This is a genomic window from Prevotella sp. RM4 (assembly GCF_000701965.1).
In the GTDB taxonomy this organism is placed as follows: domain Bacteria; phylum Bacteroidota; class Bacteroidia; order Bacteroidales; family Bacteroidaceae; genus Prevotella; species Prevotella ruminicola.
Window position 1 is genome coordinate 89,726 of sequence record NZ_JNKG01000012.1, and the last position, 15,995, is coordinate 105,720.

The 15,995-nt window shown below is 49.0% G+C and carries 15 protein-coding genes and 1 pseudogene; 4 read left to right on the forward strand and 12 right to left on the reverse strand.

Annotated features, from left to right (window positions below; genetic code table 11):
- Positions 1–82 precede the first annotated feature (82 nt).
- The 7 genes from T499_RS0111635 to T499_RS0111665 form a co-directional block, all read right to left on the reverse strand.
- Positions 83–487, reverse strand: a complete 405-nt coding sequence (locus T499_RS0111635) for a heavy-metal-associated domain-containing protein (RefSeq protein WP_033151113.1) — start codon at positions 485–487, stop codon at positions 83–85.
- A gap of 163 nt (positions 488–650) precedes the next feature.
- Entirely contained in the window at positions 651–2,816 is a 2,166-nt protein-coding gene (locus T499_RS0111640; protein ID WP_232221097.1) for a TonB-dependent receptor, read from the reverse strand.
- Positions 2,817–2,871: 55 nt separating this feature from the next.
- Positions 2,872–3,216: a hypothetical protein gene (locus T499_RS0111645; RefSeq protein ID WP_157054605.1), complete on the reverse strand. Its 345-nt coding sequence runs from the start codon at positions 3,214–3,216 to the stop codon at positions 2,872–2,874.
- A 141-nt stretch (positions 3,217–3,357) separates the two neighbouring features.
- Positions 3,358–4,626 carry an L-cysteine desulfidase family protein gene (locus T499_RS0111650; protein WP_033151115.1) on the reverse strand — a complete coding sequence of 423 codons (1,269 nt, stop codon included), beginning with the start codon at positions 4,624–4,626 and terminating at the stop codon, positions 3,358–3,360.
- Positions 4,627–4,714: 88 nt separating this feature from the next.
- Complete coding sequence (locus tag T499_RS0111655; RefSeq protein ID WP_033151116.1) at positions 4,715–5,230, reverse strand: flavodoxin family protein; 516 nt, start codon at positions 5,228–5,230, stop codon at positions 4,715–4,717.
- Between the two features lie 38 nt (positions 5,231–5,268).
- Entirely contained in the window at positions 5,269–5,730 is a 462-nt protein-coding gene (locus tag T499_RS0111660) for a GNAT family N-acetyltransferase (RefSeq protein WP_033151117.1), read from the reverse strand.
- 35 nt (positions 5,731–5,765) lie between these two features.
- Positions 5,766–7,010, reverse strand: a complete 1,245-nt coding sequence (locus T499_RS0111665; protein WP_033151171.1) for a permease — start codon at positions 7,008–7,010, stop codon at positions 5,766–5,768.
- Between the two features lie 105 nt (positions 7,011–7,115).
- Between T499_RS0111665 and T499_RS15020 the strand changes: the two are divergent.
- A pseudogene (locus tag T499_RS15020) lies at positions 7,116–7,202 on the forward strand (nitroimidazole resistance protein NimJ); the annotation flags it as partial.
- Between the two features lie 100 nt (positions 7,203–7,302).
- Entirely contained in the window at positions 7,303–8,700 is a 1,398-nt protein-coding gene (locus T499_RS14310) for an amidohydrolase family protein (protein WP_052173692.1), read from the forward strand.
- A gap of 33 nt (positions 8,701–8,733) precedes the next feature.
- On the opposite strand, the gene T499_RS0111675 is transcribed toward T499_RS14310, so the two are convergent.
- The 3 genes from T499_RS0111675 to T499_RS14315 all read right to left on the reverse strand — a co-directional run bounded on the left by T499_RS0111675 (position 8,734) and on the right by T499_RS14315 (position 11,497).
- Positions 8,734–9,837, reverse strand: a complete 1,104-nt coding sequence (locus T499_RS0111675; RefSeq protein ID WP_033151118.1) for a cation diffusion facilitator family transporter — start codon at positions 9,835–9,837, stop codon at positions 8,734–8,736.
- Positions 9,838–9,922: 85 nt separating this feature from the next.
- Positions 9,923–10,348, reverse strand: coding sequence for an N-acetylmuramoyl-L-alanine amidase (locus T499_RS0111680; protein ID WP_033151119.1), 426 nt, complete (start codon positions 10,346–10,348; stop codon positions 9,923–9,925).
- 585 nt (positions 10,349–10,933) lie between these two features.
- On the reverse strand, positions 10,934–11,497 hold the full coding sequence (locus tag T499_RS14315; protein WP_052173694.1) for an HU family DNA-binding protein: 564 nt from the start codon (positions 11,495–11,497) through the stop codon (positions 10,934–10,936).
- A 389-nt stretch (positions 11,498–11,886) separates the two neighbouring features.
- On the opposite strand from T499_RS14315, the gene T499_RS0111690 reads away from it, so the two are divergent.
- Positions 11,887–13,233, forward strand: coding sequence for an anaerobic C4-dicarboxylate transporter family protein (locus T499_RS0111690; RefSeq protein WP_033151120.1), 1,347 nt, complete (start codon positions 11,887–11,889; stop codon positions 13,231–13,233).
- A gap of 50 nt (positions 13,234–13,283) precedes the next feature.
- Here the strand turns inward: T499_RS0111690 and T499_RS0111695 are convergent, their stop codons facing one another.
- Both T499_RS0111695 and T499_RS0111700 read right to left on the reverse strand, forming a co-directional pair.
- The gene (locus tag T499_RS0111695) at positions 13,284–14,150 is read right to left on the reverse strand and encodes a radical SAM mobile pair protein B (RefSeq protein ID WP_033151121.1); all 867 of its coding nucleotides are present in this window, start codon (positions 14,148–14,150) and stop codon (positions 13,284–13,286) included.
- Entirely contained in the window at positions 14,137–14,943 is an 807-nt protein-coding gene (locus T499_RS0111700) for an MBL fold metallo-hydrolase (protein WP_052173695.1), read from the reverse strand. Before T499_RS0111700 ends, T499_RS0111695 begins: the two co-directional genes overlap by 14 nt.
- Before the next feature lie 142 nt (positions 14,944–15,085).
- On the opposite strand from T499_RS0111700, the gene T499_RS0111705 reads away from it, so the two are divergent.
- Positions 15,086–15,979, forward strand: coding sequence for a helix-turn-helix domain-containing protein (locus tag T499_RS0111705; protein WP_033151122.1), 894 nt, complete (start codon positions 15,086–15,088; stop codon positions 15,977–15,979).
- Positions 15,980–15,995 lie beyond the last annotated feature (16 nt).

Below are 15,995 nucleotides of genomic sequence, written 5' to 3' on the forward strand. Positions count from 1 at the left end.
AAATAAGTAAGGCACCACCGCTGTTGCACTTCTATTGCCGTAGTACCGCAACAGCGTGGTGCCTTTTCATTAATGGTTAATGTTACTTCTGGGCCTCGGCCTCTTTCTTGGCGTGGTGTCCGCAGCCTCCATGACCATTCTGGCCTTCGTGCTTACCGCAACCACCTTCCTTACCTTCGTGCTTGCCGCAACCACCCTTGGCCTCTTTGCCATCGCACTGTTTCAGGATCTCTGCCTGGTACTTAGCATCGGTCAGGGTCTTCAGCAGGGCCTCTGCATTAGCCTTCTTGGCATCGTAGCTCACGCATACGGTCTTGGCCTGCAGGTCAACATTAACCTCCTGTACAGCCTCGTTTGCTTTAAGCGTCTTCTCTACGCGCTTAGCGCAGTTCTGACAGCGAATGTTGGTTACCTTGAACTTCACGTTGTCTGCCATTACGTTCATCGCGAACAGGGCGGCAAACATCATCATTACAATCTTTTTCATCTCTTTTAAAGTTTAAATTAATAATGTATAAAAATGGTTGTTTAAAAACGAGTGCAAAGGTACGGCGAAAAAATGAGTTGCGCAATACCTAAAACACGGGGTTTTAAGCATTGCGCAACATTTAAACGCAACATTTGCGATTAACCATAAGTAGGTATTCGCGTTACATAGAGATGGGCACTACCAGTTTGAAGGTGATGTTGCGGCCCATGTTATATACGCCTCGGCGACCGGTAACCACATTCTCATCGGCATACTTCAAACGGCTCAGGTGGTTCTGATAGGCCTTGTTCAGCAAGTTATCGGCGGTGACGTATAACTCTGCTATCTTCTTACCTTTTACCTGAATATCGGTTCCTGCCGAGAGATTCAGCAACGCATAGCCGGGTGTAACTGTTTCGGTATCGTCGGCGCTATAGATATGCGACTGCTTCAGATAACAGTCGAGACCTGCGGCGATAAAGAGGTTGTTCAGCACCGAACGGTGGGCTGCATCGGTAGTATGGTGATGATTTACTGTGGTATGCGAGTGGTGGAACAGCTCCCACTTCAGTTCCGAAGCCCATTTGGGTGCTGGCGTAAAGGGCAGATACTTGGTGCCAGGATCGGCATGCATCTGCTGTGCATCAACGTACGAGAAGGTATTCGAGAAATGTACGCTGTGTACAGGATGTAAGTCCACGCCAGCCTCGAAGCCTAACAAGCGGGCATCGCCCTGGGTATAGGCATAAGTCAGGTAGCCTTCTTCAATCTCCTCGGCCAATCGATGGGTGAAAATGTAATTATCGATGCGATTGGCAAAGAGTGCCAACTGTGCTGATACATATTGCGAAGTAAACTCCAGTCCCAGATCGGCCTGCATACTATATTCAGCCTTCAAATCCTGGTTACCAATCTCGTAGCGCAAAGAACCCTCGTGTACACCGTTCGAAGCCAGTTCGCTCATGTTTGGTGTGCGGAAACCGCGGGCCAGATTCAAGCGTACATTAAAATGCTCGTTAATGTTGCATACAGCACCGATGCTACCTGTTACACCATTGAAATGGCGACTGAAGTTGGCGAAACGAACGTCGCCATCCTCCATCAGCTCGTAACCGTGCAGTCGGCGATGATCGTAGCGTAATCCACCGTTCAGTGTCCAGTTGTTGCCAAGACTCTTGGTGGCAGTGGCATAGAAACCGAAGTCGAACAGTCGGTAGTCGGGAATCAGATATTCCTCGCCCTCGTTACCCGACTTCTGATACATACCACCAATACCAGTCGACAGTTTCCAGCCGTTAAACTCGTTGGTAACGTAACGCAGGTCGTATGTCAGTGTGTGCAACTTGAAATACAGCTCGTACTCATCCATCTCTTCCTCGAACTCCTGGCGGCGGTTCTGCTGGTAGCCGATGATGGCCTTCAAGTAGCCCGACGACAGGTTCAGCGAGTTGTCCCATACCACCTTGTAGTGCTTTACCTGCTGGAATGGGAGTGCTTTCGAGTACTGATGTCCGGTCCAACCCTCTTCGTGTTCCAGTTCACCAGTCTCAGCATCACGCTCTCCTTCAACGATTCCTGGTGTTAAGTGATAGGCAGTCCACGTCAAGCGCGAGTGCCCCCACCCTTTGTTCAGGCCCAGCATCAGTCGTCCTGCTCTTTCGCGGAACTGTGAGCCAGGCACATAACCATCGTACTTATTCTTATAGGCATGTGCCATCTTATCGCTATAGCGGGCGTCCCACACAAAACCTTTCTGGTTGCCTGCCATTTGCAATGAGTAATTAAACAAACCATTGTTGGTTTGGTATTCGGTACTGATATTGCCTTTCAGCTCGCCCTCGGCCAATGTAGGTTGAGCGTGCAGGATAACCACACCTGCCATAGCATCCGATCCGTACATCAGCGAGGCAGGACCTTTCAGTATCTCAACACTGCCCACGCTGCTGCCATCAACCTCAACGCCATGCTCGTCGCCCCACTGCTGTCCTTCCTGGCGCACACCTTCGCTCATCACTACCACGCGGTTATAACCCAGTCCGCGGATGATGGGTTTCGAGATGCTACCACCGGTAGTGAGCTGACTCACACCTGGCTGATGGGCGATGGCATCGATGATATTGGTAGAGGCCGTGGCCTTTAATATCTGTGGTGTAACAATGCTCACGGGTGCTGTAGCGTGTTTCAGTTTTGTATCGCCCGTTACGCCTGTTACTGTTACTTCGTTTAAGTTCAGATGGCGGAAAAACACATCTGTTGAATCTTCAATATGGTGATGTTTACTATTATCCTGAGCTGCCACGGTCATGCATACGCACAACAATGGCAGAATGATATATCTTGCTTTCATTCTGTTTTGTAATTAATTGTATGTTATATATATGTATGTAAATAATCCGAGGTAATCAGAGTGTTGGAGGACCTCGGGTTACGATGTTGCCACAGCTGTAGGTGCGAAATCCGCACAAGGGCTGGGCATAACTCTTGATACATACATGAACATATAACGTAACAGCCATCACAGCGGCTGCCAACATAGTCAGCGTCAGGAACTGGCACAGCACGCAGTCGTGATCCCACGAGGCCACCGACGAAAGGTGACCATGACAACTATGGTGTACGCAGTCGTTACACTCGGTAGTTGTTGTATCGCCAGTTTCATGAATGTGAATAGACGACAGCAGCAGTATTGGCACAAAAACTGCCAATAGCATCCAAGCCGCCATATGTCGTTTATTCGCTAGTTTCATATATTCGGCTGCAAAAGTACAAATAAAATCCCAAAGCACAATTGTTTTGCCTTGGGATTTAACTTTTGTTGAATTCTGTCGTATTTAATTATTCACTGGCAGGGTGATAAGCTGATTATCAAATAAATTCTATTGAGATATTCAATGCTTTTTCGAGGTCATGATGTTCAAAACCATATCATCGGTTTTACACATGGCCTCGGCACCAATGCTGGTAAGATTGTGGATGCTCTTGTCAACACTGTCGTCCACGATACCTTCGTCCTGCGATACGCATTTGCCCTCCATAGCCAGCAGTGCTGACAGCAAAGCCGTGCTGACGCCACTGGTAATCTTCAACGAGCACGATGGTTTGGCACCATCACAGATCATACCCGTCAGATTGGCAATCATATTCTTTACAGCATAGCAGATACGCTCGTAGTCGCCTCCCATCAGGTAGGTAATGCCACAACTTGAACCTATCGAGGCTACCACACAACCGCAGAGTGCCGACAGCTTTCCAAGACTCTGTTTGATATAGATGGCCGTCAAATGACTCAGCATCAGGGCGCGCAGCAGTTCCTCCTCCGTATTCTCGTTTTCTTTGGCATACACACATACGGGGTTTGTGGCACAGATGCCCTGATTACCCGAACCTGAGTTACTCATCACAGGAATCATGGCACCACCCATACGGGCATCACAAGCCGAAGCTGTTCGCGAAATAATGTGCGAATAGATGCTGTTACCGAAGATGCCTTTGGCCAGCGGACGATCGATGGTCTTACCCAGATTATGACCGTGGTTGCCCTTCAGCGCCTCGCGGGCAGCATTCATGTTGTAGGTGCGTGCTTCCTCAATAAAACGTATCTCGTCCAAAGGAGCGGTAGTTGCAAAGTCGTACACCAGTCGCATGTTCAGTGCTATCTCGTCATCTTCATCGCTCGCCGCAGTCCTGGCGTAACTGGCATCACCCGAAACAAAATGGGTATGACTGCCTGCGATGATAGCCGTTTCCTGTCGGTCGCCTGCCGATGCAATAATCTCAATGTACAGTTTGTCGCACTTTCCATCCTTTAACCGGATGTCAATTCTATCCTCCGTGATATATTGTTTGCCCTCTTCAAGTGCCTCAGGAGTAAGGTCTTTCAGCACCTCCAACTGGTATTCGCTCTTGCCTATGAGCGCACCCAGGGCAATGGCAATGGGAAGTCCTATCATACCTGTGCCTGGAATACCTACACCCATGGCATTCTTTAGGATATTTGCACTCAGCAGGGCCACAATCTTTTCTGGTTTACAGCCTAACTGCTCTTTAGCTTTTGCCGTACACAGGGCCACCGCCATCGGCTCGGTACACCCGATAGCAGGCACCACCTCTTTATGCACCAAAGCTATTATCTGTTCGCGTATATCTTTACTTATCATAGAATTTTAATAATTTGGTTGCAAAGATACGAAAAAATCCCAAAGCATGTTGATTCTGCCTTGGGATTTATGATTTATTTGGTATCGTTTATATTATCGAAGCAAGTGCCACTACCTTCCGTTTGGTTTCCTCGGTCTTCTGCTCGTCAATCTTGGCAGTAACAAAGCCCATGTTCTCTACCTTCCAGTAGTTGCAGATATCGCGGAACTCGGCTTTAGCACCATCATATACACCAGGCGAGTACGACGATATCAGCAGCGCCATCTTCCTCACGTTGGCTGGCTTGTTTACGCAGTACATGCGCTGGATAGCAGCCTGAATCTGTGCACAGATTGTAAAGTAGTAGATGGGTGCAGCCAGTACAATTACCTCGGCCTCGTTCATCATGGGGCAGAGTTCCTGCATGTCGTCCTTCTGGATGCAGGTGCCGTTGCCCTTCGTATGACAGTACTCGCATGCCAAGCAGCCTGCAATCTTCATTTTGGCTACGTTCACCAGTGTCACCTCATGACCTGCTGCCTCGGCAGCCTTCTTGTACTCTTCCGCCATCCAAGCGGTGTTTCCATTAGCTCTTGGAGAGCCTTGTAAAATCAAAACCTTCATAATCGTAATTGTTTAGTTATTATAATATTGTCGCAAAGTTACAGCACAACTTCCATGGTTATTTTCTGTACTTTCATGCCCATGTTTTTGTAGAAGGATAATGCGGCATCGTTACCCTCCCACACATTCAGGGTGATGTTGTTACAACCAATCGATGCGGCGTAATCGCGCACGTATTCGTACAAAGCCTTGCCCACATGCTGGCCGCGTGCATTTTCATCTACACAGATGTCATCTATATACAGTGTTTTGATGTCCTGCAGCAACTTGTCGCCCTTTACTTCGGTTATCTTGCAGAAAGCATGGCCTAACACTCCCCCATCTTCGAAAACAAAGATAGGTTTGCTGTCATCGCCTATCAGAGCCTCCAGTTCCTGCTCGTTATACTTGGTGGTATAGGGCTTGAACAAATCGGGGCGCAATACATGATGCACCATGTTTACCTGATGCAACAGTTCAATAATACCTGGTATATCTTTTATTTCTGCTCTTCTAATCATCGTTTTAATTTTTTGGGATGCAAAATAAGGTAGTGCTACTTTCGTCCCTTGAACGTATAACCAATACCTTCAACGGCGGCACGGATAGCCTCTTCGGTAGCAGTGCCTTTGATGGTAAGGCTATTGGCAGATGCACTGGCCTTAGCTTTCTCAACGCCAGGCAAATCCTCAACGGCACGAACCACGGCAGCCTCGCAATGACTGCAATGCATGTCCTCAACGCGATAGATGGTTACATCGGGGGCTAACGTTTTTTTGGTGGTAAACTTGCTGAAAAACTTCATCATAAGCGCAAATATAATTAATAATGTTAATACTGTGGCACAAACAATCTTGAACACACTTGGCATAGCCGATTCATTCATGCAGCAAGCATCCTGAACGGCAACGGCAAAGTCGAGCCCCGTAGCATTGAGCAGCAGGCCGAAGAGAACGGCAAAGCCTACGATGGTCATCAGATAAATCGATGTAAAACGACGCCCCATCGACTTATGAACCACCAGGATTGATGCGAGATTAACGGCAGGCCCTGCCATCAGCATCACCAATGCTGCACCAGGCGAGAGTCCCTTCATCATCAGCGCGGCTGCCACGGGGATGCTACCCGTAGAACAGATATACATCGGCACTGCAATGATCAGAATCACCAGCATCTGCAACAATGGCTGACTGCCGAAACTGAGGAAAAACTCATCAGGCACAGCCACCTGAATCAGCGCTGCTACTATCAGTCCGATAAGCAGTCGCAGACCGATGTCGCGAAGCATATCGTAATAGGCATATCGCAGAACACGCCAAATTCTGTTTCCACTTTCCACCTCACACGAACAGTTGTCGATGCTGGAGATATCATCCTCGCGAACCAGTCGGTTCACCAGCAGTCCACCACAAACACCGGTGATAAGTGCAGCCACAGGACGGATAATGGCAAAGCCAAGTCCCATCAGCGAGAATGTGGCCAAAATAGAGTCGATACCCGTCTGTGGTGTGGCAATCAAGAACGAGGCAATGGCTCCCTTCGAAGCCTTCTCGTTCCTCAAACCAATAGCAGTGGGGATTACTCCGCACGAACACAGTGGCAGGGGTACACCCAACAGCGCCGCCCAAAGCACCGAAAACTTATTGTTGCGCGAAAGATAATTGGCATAGAACCTCTGTGGCACAAACACATGTAGCACGCCTGCGATGAAGAATCCCAACAGCAGGTAGGGAGCCATCTCGCAAACTACATTCAAAAGCGATATAAAGAAACTCTTTAAATCTATAATCATATTTGTCATAGTCATATTGTTTAGTAATTATTTTGCAAAGATACGAAAAATATCCCAAAGCAGTATCACTTTGCCTTAGAATTTAACTGTTCTTTTGTTTTAGGATGGGTGTCAGCATTGCTTGGTGATGATGACTACCCCTATGCCGTTCCCATCAGTTATGTCTATTATGAAGGAAAACTGTATTTCCACAGCGCTTTAAATATACTTAAATCATCTTAAATGTTGCCACAAAAGTACTGAATTCTGCTGGATTTTTACTACTTTTGAACAATCAAATTAACATAAACACATTGGAAGAATGAAAAAACTACTACTAGTATCACTTACATTACAATTGGCTCTGGTTGGTTGTACGGTCGATAACTCTGTCGATAACCCGGTAAAAGATTTGTCCACTCAAGAGGCTTTCGACGAGTATAAATCATCGTATATAAGCTATCAGTTGGCTGAGGCGAATTTCTTTGAACCTGAAGCATCGTTCCGTCAAAGTTTGCTCTACAGAATGTGTCAGGTAATGCCTAAGGGAGCCGACCTGCATGTGCATTGTGATGCATTATTGCCCATCGTGGAACTGATAAAGTTTGTGAGCGATCATCCAAACGAATTGGTTGTTTGTTGTGTTGCGGGAAAGGACTTTGGCATGTTGCGCTATATTGGCGACGGTACGCCTTGTCCCGAAGGTTACAAGACCATGGCCGATGCATTGAAAAGCGGATGCACGCAAGATGATTTCGTCCGCGCTTGGACGATAAAAGGCACAGGAACTCAGCGTGCATGGGACTGGTTTGAGGGAATCTTTGACAAAAACATAAACCTGACATCATCGGTTTCTTTGTTAGAGGACTATTACACACGCGCCTTCAATTTCTATCTTGATCAAGGCGTGGTTCACATGGAGCTAAGGCCTCTGTTCTTCGGCGACCATGCTGCGGCTTTGGAACGAGGCCGTGCTTTCTATCGTGCCATGAACACTGCTCGCAAGAAGAACCCCGAGTTCAGCGTGCGCCTTATAGGCTGTGGACTCAAGGCCAAGACTGATGCGTATGACAAAACGCAATATAACGAAATGCTTATTGATAATGCCGTCTATGTAAGTCTGAATCTGAAGGACACCGTAGCCGGGCTCAAGGATTTCCTCGTCGGCTTAGACTTGGTCAATGAAGAAGACCTGAGCGTGAGGCTTACGGATTTCAAAGAGCTGTTGGCGAATGCCCGCAAACAGAATCCTAACCTGCACCTCACACTTCATTCAGGAGAGAGTCTGAAGTCAGACAACGTTGAGATAAGCAGTGCCCTGTCGCTGGGTGCAGAGCGTATAGGTCACGGTTTCAATCTGTATAAATATCCCGATGTACTTGCGCAAGTCAAACAAAAGGGTATCGCCCTGGAGGTGTGTCCTATCTCGAACCATTACCTGGGTTATGCAGATGACCTCACCCAGCATCCTGCCAAAGACTATATCCGTCAGGGAGTTAGTGTGGTGCTTTGCGACGACGACCCTGCCTACTTAGAGGGCAACCCCTATGTCGATGATGTTTTTGCTGCAGTAGTGGCATGGAATCTCAGTCTTGACGAACTGGAGCAGCTCTTCCGCTTGAGCATCACGAAGTCATTCTTGACAGAGGATCTTAAACAACAGCATCTCGCTTCGTTTGAAAAGCGATGGGCAGCGTTCCGAGCTCAGAAATGGCAGTAAGAATATGTCAGGGGCTGTCATATTTTTTCATTGTCATTCACTATAGTTATGATCCACTACGACAACCACTTGCTGGTCGGGCACTAACGGCTGAAGTTCTGCGGTAAGCTGACTGATAAAGGCAGCCTCGTCGTGGACGGAGATATCAGGCACAACATCTACTGAAAGATACTTCCTTTTCTCTGAATAGTAGAAGCCGTGCACCTGTACGATGTCCTTGTGGGCTGCAAGGGTCTGTGTCACCGTTGCTTGCAACTCGGCCCGCTTGTTATCGCCTGTAGCGATGGCATATACGCCAACGGTCATGATAATACCATGCTTCACATACATCTGCGAAGAAATCCGTCGTGTCAGTCCGTGAATCTCGTGGGCTGTCATCGTATCATATACGTTGATGTGCAGCGAACCAATCTTTACGTCAGGGCCGTAGTTGTGCAGTATCAGGTCGAAAACACCATGAACACCCTCGAAATCTGCGACCTCCTTCTGTATCTGTTTGGCAAAGTCTTCCGAGATACTCGTACCCAGCAGTTCGTTTACAGGCGAAGCCAGCATCTCGAAACCTGCCTTGATAATCACAACCGATATCAGTGCACCCAGAATACCATCCAGCGATACACCCCACAGCAGCATAACACCAGCCGAGATAAGCGTTGCCAGCGTGATAACGGCATCGAACAGCGCATCAGAGCCGGAGGCAATCAGCGCATCGCTCTTCAGTTGTTCGCCCTTCTTCTTCACATACTGGCCAAGGATGAGTTTTACCACGATAGCCACCACAATAACCACCAGTGTTGTGGTAGTGTACTCTGGCTCTGTGGGGTCGAAGATTTTCTTCACCGATTCGATGAGCGAGGTGATACCTGCCGACAGTACAATAACAGCAATGATGATGGCGCTGAAATACTCGATACGCCCGAAGCCAAAGGGATGCTTCCTGTCGGCAGGACGTTGCGAGAGTTTAGTGCCAACAATGGTGATGACACTCGACAGTGCATCGCTCAGGTTGTTGATGGCATCCATCACAATAGCTACACTACTGGCCAGTATTCCTACAGCGGCCTTAAAGCCAGCCAACAGCACATTGGCTACAATACCAATCCAACTGGTACGGATGATTTCTTGACTACGATCCATTATCTCTTCTAAAAATATGTGGCAAATATACAAAAGAAATCCCAAAGCAAAACAAATTTGCCTTGGGATTTAGGATTTTTTGATTTTATTCGGGCTGAAAGTCGGCGTACTCCTGGGTTACGTTCTCGATGCACGGGCAGGCCTTCATCGGGTTCAGGTCGTGATGACCTACGATAACCGCACGTGGATAGCGGCGATGCAAATCAGCCAGTAGTGTGCGCAGGGCCGCCTTCTGTTCCGGTGTTCGCGTATCGGCGGGTTGTCCGCGGGCATTCAGTCCTCCTTCGTAGCACACACCGATGGAGTACTTGTTATGGTTCATGCAGTGAGCCCCAGCCAACCATTCCGGTCTACCCTGCTCTATCTCTCCGTTACGACGCACCACGTAATGGTAGCCAATGCCGAGTTTAAAACCTCGCTGGCGATGCCATGTATCTATCTGGGCTGCCGATGAAGTCTGCAAGGGTTTCACTGCCGAACAATGAAGAACAATCATTGTTATCGACCGCATGACTGTACAGCAATAGTTCCCAGAACTGTTGTAATCACTGTTGCTGCAAATCGCAACCACTTAGCTACTCTATTCCAATTTACTTTTATCATAAAATTACTACAAATTAAATTAATACTAAGTTATCTATATCTTTCATTTCTTTCATCACTGAAAGAAACGAAACAAAGAAAGGTGCAAAAACGTCCTGAGCTCAGAGGCCGGAACACAAATTCTTCAAATCACTCAAAGAACTCGCTACGCTCAAACAGCTTTTCGTATTTCGTTGTTCAGATTGCGTTCCGCAATCCGAAACTCAATGTCGATTCAAAGAATTTTCATTCCTATAAATACCTCTTCGTGCGGAATGTTTTTGAGTGATTCGGGGGTATGGGGCACTCCCCATTAAGAAATATATGGCGAATCCCGAAGGGACAAAGGCTGGAGAGCCATACCAAAACTTTGATGGAGAGGGTTTTCCCTCGGAATCAACTACATCCCCTCCATATAGGGAGGGGCTTGGGGAAGGTGGATGCTTCTTTTACTTCTTTTCTTCGCGCCGAAGAAAAGGAGAATCTCCCCTCTTCGGCTTACGAAGAAATTGGCTTAATCACCAATAGGCTCGTGACTTGAGTTACCGCCACCTGAGGTATTACCGCTGCCACCGGTATTGCCACCGCCATTACCAGTAGAGGGTGATTCGCTCTCGGTGTTCATGGAGTTATCATGTGTCTCCTCGAACACCACATCCTTCAGCAGGGAGATGGCCGTAACATACTTCTGCTTAACGGTGCCATCCGTGCGCTTCTGCTGACCAACCACAACACGCTCTGTCTCTGGCTGGAACAGGATGCGACGTGTAGTGATGGTTGAAGCCGAACACTCTTCAGCCTTTGCCACACCGATGCTCGAAAAACCAACCTTCAGGATACCGATGCCCTCCAGCTTAATCTTCTGTCCCATCTCAAAGAAATGCTTCATGGCCTCGCCCAGCTCCTGCAGCACAGCCTTGATATCACTCTTCTTAACCGAGGCCTGACGCTGGATAAAATCAGCAATCTCGTCGGTACCCACAAAATGGTTGTCGTAAACTGCAGTGGCAAAATACTTACCGTAAGCCTTCGCATTGGCGCGGTTGTTGTTCTTTAGTTTAATAAACTTCTGACTCATTTTTAATGTTTAATCTTTAATGTTTAATGTTCTCGGCAGCCGAGGTAGGTTGTGGGTTGCTCAGATAGTCTGCGTGTGCTATCCGGATAGTCTTTACCAGGTGTTCGGATAATCCCTATAGGGGTATGGAAATAATCTGAACGAGTGGTTCGTGACGTCTGAGTGAGGCATAAGTACCATCCCCACGGCTCATCTTGCTTACCGCTTACAAAGATACCACATTTCGGAGAGCGTTTTGTCTGCATATTCAGCACTATCCGTACAATCGGCAGATTCTGCATTAATTTAACATTCATTCAAATAAAATCGATTTTTTCTTTGTTGCTATCATAATTAATCGTATATTTGCACAATATAACCATCTTACTCTATTAATTATTTTACAATCTATGGTGACATTCTTGGTTATTTTACAACTGTTTATCGTATTGGCCCTCATATTTATCGGCGCCAGGGTTGGTGGTATCGGACTGGGCATCTACGGTATGGTGGGTGTGTTCATACTCGTGTTTATCTTCGGCATGCACCCCGGCAAGGTGCCCATTGATGTGATGCTGATCATAGCATCGGTAATTACGGCTACGGCGGCGCTGCAGGCTGCTGGTGGCTTGGATTACCTGGTAGGATTGGCAGCTAGGTTCCTGCGTAAGCACCCTACACACATTACTTATTATGGTCCGCTCACCACCTGGTTGTTCTGCTTGGTAGCAGGCACAGCCCATACCTCTTACTCGCTGCTGCCTATTATCTCTGAGATTGCCAAGAATTCTAAGATTCGTCCGGAGCGCCCCATGACGGTGGCCACCATCGCGGCCTCGTTAGGTATCACAGGTTCGCCCATGTCGGCGGCTACGGCAGCTGTTATATCCACCGACCTGCTTGGCGGACAGGGTATCGAACTGAAGGATATCCTGCTGGTGTGTATCCCAGCCTCGCTGATAGCCATCCTGGTGGCTTCGTTTGTGCAGAACCGTGTGGGCAAGGAACTTGAAGATGATCCCGAATACCAGCGCCGTGTACGTGAAGGACTGATTGACCCGGAAGCCGAAGCCATGGCGATGGCACAGATGGAGCAGAGTCCCAATCCACGTGCCAAGTGGAGTGTGCTGGCATTCCTGTTGGGCGTTGTGCTAGTGATTGTTTTTGGTAGCGCCCCTTCGCTGCGTCCATCGTTCGAGGTTGACGGCGTGGTTACCCAGCTATCGATGCCTGAGACCATCGAGATACTGATGATGTCGATGGCAGCAGTGATTCTGCTGGTTGGTAAGGCCAGTGTGAAGCAGGCTGTGAGCGGCAATATATTCAGTGCAGGTATGAATGCCATGATAGCCATCTTTGGTATTGCCTGGATGGGCGACACCTTCTTTAATGGCAACCTGGAGTTCTTTAAGAGTCACATAGCCGACGTGGTAACACAGTATCCGTTCCTGTTCAGCGTGGCCCTGTTTATCATGAGTATCATGCTGTTCTCGCAGGCAGCCACGGTACGCACGCTCTTCCCGCTGGGTATTGGCTTGGGCATTCCGCCATTGGCACTCGTGGCTATGTTCCCCGCTGTCAACGGTTACTTCTTCTTCCCCAACTATCCTACCGAGGTGGCAGCCATCAACTTTGATACCACGGGTACTACCCGTATCGGCAAGTACGTGCTTAACCACTCGTTCCAGCTTTCGGGCTTTATCACCACTTTTGTGAGCATTGGCGTAGGCTATCTTATTATAACATTCCTATATTAAACTTACTAAAGTTTCGCAAGTGATGGCGCACCTGCATAATCGAAGTCATGCTATCGCGTCAGCCTGATTTCCTCGTGGTAGAAATAGTTGACCACGACGGGATGGCCATACTCTGAGCGACCATAGGGCAGGTCGTTGATGACGTAGGGCATCTGGTGCTCCATCGTGTAGGCTTCCACCTGCAGGGCGAGCGTCTGCCAGTAGTCACGGCGCTTGCGCTTGTAGATGTCGTCGTAGAGCGGTAGCAGGTCGGGATGCTCTTCGCGGATGTACTGCATGATGGTGGGCTTGAACTGTCCGCGAAGGTTCAGGTTCTCCAGCCATACAAGGTCAGAATAATCCTTAACACGCTCGATGATGGCAAAGACATCGGTAATGCCTGGGAAGATGGGTGACACGAAGCAGACGGTGCGGATGCCCGACTCATAGACCTGCTTCATTGCAGCCAGTCGTCGCTCGATGCTGGGCGCATCGTCCATCGCTTCCTTGAACTGCTCGTCGAGGGTGTTTACAGACCACGATACCGTGACGCGCTTGAACGTTTTCAGCAGGTCGAGGTCACGCAACACGAGGTCGCTCTTCGTGGTGACGATAATCTTGCAGTCGGCACCCTGTAGCTGTTCCAGCAGTGCACGGGTACGCTTGTATTCAGCCTCCTGCTCGTTGTAGCCGTCTGTCACCGAACCGATGACGATGCGCTCGCCGTCGTACTTGTGCGGATTGGTTATGGCAGGCCAGTACTTCACGTCGAGGAAAGTCCCCCACGGCTCGGTATGACCTGTGAAGCGCTTCATAAAAGAGGCGTAACAGTACTTGCAGGCATGGGTACAGCCCACGTACGGATTGACGGAATAACCGCCCACAGGCAGCGATGACTTTGTCATCACCGACTGCACTTGTTTGTCATTTATAATCATAACCCTGTTGTTTTAATACTTCCTTAAATTCCTGTGGCAACACGCTCTCACCGTCCTCGGGAATGTGGACGCGCCCAGCCACTCCATGCTCCCTGGCAGCCTGAAGGAGTGCGGCACGGGTGACGTGATTGTGGTTCACGCCCTCCAGGTGGGTGGCCACGAAGGTGGCCTTCGGTGCGTAGTCCATCGTCTTCAGCACATCGGGAATGTGCATGATGACATGCCCTCCCACATGAAACTTGTTGCCGCCAGCATTGACTATCACCACATCGGGCTGCCAGCGGTCAAGGTTGCGACGCACACCACTATACCAGATGGTGTCGCCAGCCAGATAGGTCGTGGGCTCCGCAGGGTGCTGGAACACATAGCCGCAGGTGTGGCCGGCCTTCGGCAGCATCCACCAGTGGCCGTGATGGCTCTCAGCCTTCGACAGACGAACATCGCCCAGCTGCATCTCGCCCTCAATCACTTTCACCTGCTTGAACCCATGCGACACGACCACCTCACGGTCCAGCTCGTCCTGCACGACGATGAGCATTTCCTTCGGCAGCTGCTTATAAGCGGCATCGTCTATGTGGTCAGTGTGCAGATGGGTCAGCAACACGCAGTCCACATCCCTTAATAGTTCGTCCACCGTCATCGGCAGGTCGTGAATCGGGTTGCGCAATTCCTGATGGTGCGAGAACGGAAACGGAGGCATACAGCCCTTTTCGCCCAGCATGGGGTCTATCAGCATCACCTTACCGGCATACTCAATCTTAATCGTAGCGTTTCTAATCTGTTGAATCTTCATGTTCTTTTCTGTTTTTTTGATTTCTGGGTGCAAAGGTACGGCGAAATGTTAAAGATGTCTATACCAGAACAACATGTTGTTATGCCATTTTGATAAATCACGCTTTTTTCGTACCTTCGCAGCCGAAATCATATAAAGAGGTATGGCAAAAACAACATACAGGCTCGTAGAGGTGCCTTTCAGCAAGACGGAATGTGGTGTAGATTTCTTTATCAACACCGCCCATGGCAGTGAGCGGAGGGGCGTGCTGACGGAATACCCCGTGTTCAAGACCGATTTTTTCGAGATGTTCTTCTTCCGTAAGGCCAATGGCTATCTGTTGCTGGGCTACCAGAAGATAGAACTGCGCGATGGCATGGTGCTCATCCTGAAGCCCCACCAGCAGCAGGAATGGCACATTGACGAAGATGCCCTCGACTACGATTTCCTTATCTTCCGCAACGACTTCATGCGTACGTTTATTGCCGACAAGTTCTTTGTCTATCGCCTGCAGTACTGCCAGCAGACCGACACGCCACCATACTTCATGGCAACAGCCGACGAACTGGCGGAATACGAACGGCTGCTGAAGAAAATCCGCAGCGAACTGCGCCAGCCTGTAGCCGACAGCTACCATATCATCGTCAGCGTGCTCTACTATCTGCTGGCCGTCTTGAACCGACGCTATACCGAGACATATAGTCTGCCCTTTGAACTGCCGAAGAACCACTACGCTTTCCTGTTTGTGGAGCTGATGGAGCAGCACATCCGCGACCTGCAGCGTGTGCAGGAATATGCCGACCTGATGCACGTCAGCCGGGTGACGCTTAACCAGAGCGTCATGGCGCAATATGGTGTTCCAGCCACCGTCCTGCTGAAGCAACGCCTGCTGGCCGAAATCAAGAACGGACTGTTGTTCAGCCACAAGACGGTCAGCGAGATTGCCTACGACTTCCACTTCTCAGAGCCTTCACATCTGATGCGGTTCTTCAAGAAAGCCACAGGCAAGACGTGTACACAATTCCAGCAAGAATACGAGAATGGAACGTTTGAATAACTCTTTTATGATGCAT

What these genes read in the sequence shown, in the direction of transcription:
- T499_RS0111655 (WP_033151116.1), bottom strand. Translation starts at nt 5,230, where the DNA reads ATGAAGGTTTTGATTTTACAAGGCTCTCCAAGAGCTAATGGAAACACC.
- T499_RS0111695 (WP_033151121.1), bottom strand. Translation starts at nt 14,150, where the DNA reads ATGATTATAAATGACAAACAAGTGCAGTCGGTGATGACAAAGTCATCG.
- T499_RS0111660 (WP_033151117.1), bottom strand. Translation starts at nt 5,730, where the DNA reads ATGATTAGAAGAGCAGAAATAAAAGATATACCAGGTATTATTGAACTG.
- T499_RS0111680 (WP_033151119.1), bottom strand. Translation starts at nt 10,348, where the DNA reads ATGCGGTCGATAACAATGATTGTTCTTCATTGTTCGGCAGTGAAACCC.
- T499_RS0111700 (WP_052173695.1), bottom strand. Translation starts at nt 14,943, where the DNA reads ATGAAGATTCAACAGATTAGAAACGCTACGATTAAGATTGAGTATGCC.
- T499_RS0111640 (WP_232221097.1), bottom strand. Translation starts at nt 2,816, where the DNA reads ATGAAAGCAAGATATATCATTCTGCCATTGTTGTGCGTATGCATGACC.
- T499_RS0111690 (WP_033151120.1), top strand. Translation starts at nt 11,887, where the DNA reads ATGGTGACATTCTTGGTTATTTTACAACTGTTTATCGTATTGGCCCTC.
- T499_RS0111665 (WP_033151171.1), bottom strand. Translation starts at nt 7,010, where the DNA reads ATGACAAATATGATTATAGATTTAAAGAGTTTCTTTATATCGCTTTTG.
- T499_RS0111645 (WP_157054605.1), bottom strand. Translation starts at nt 3,216, where the DNA reads ATGAAACTAGCGAATAAACGACATATGGCGGCTTGGATGCTATTGGCA.
- T499_RS14310 (WP_052173692.1), top strand. Translation starts at nt 7,303, where the DNA reads ATGAAAAAACTACTACTAGTATCACTTACATTACAATTGGCTCTGGTT.
- T499_RS0111675 (WP_033151118.1), bottom strand. Translation starts at nt 9,837, where the DNA reads ATGGATCGTAGTCAAGAAATCATCCGTACCAGTTGGATTGGTATTGTA.
- T499_RS0111635 (WP_033151113.1), bottom strand. Translation starts at nt 487, where the DNA reads ATGAAAAAGATTGTAATGATGATGTTTGCCGCCCTGTTCGCGATGAAC.
- T499_RS14315 (WP_052173694.1), bottom strand. Translation starts at nt 11,497, where the DNA reads ATGAGTCAGAAGTTTATTAAACTAAAGAACAACAACCGCGCCAATGCG.
- T499_RS0111650 (WP_033151115.1), bottom strand. Translation starts at nt 4,626, where the DNA reads ATGATAAGTAAAGATATACGCGAACAGATAATAGCTTTGGTGCATAAA.
- T499_RS0111705 (WP_033151122.1), top strand. Translation starts at nt 15,086, where the DNA reads ATGGCAAAAACAACATACAGGCTCGTAGAGGTGCCTTTCAGCAAGACG.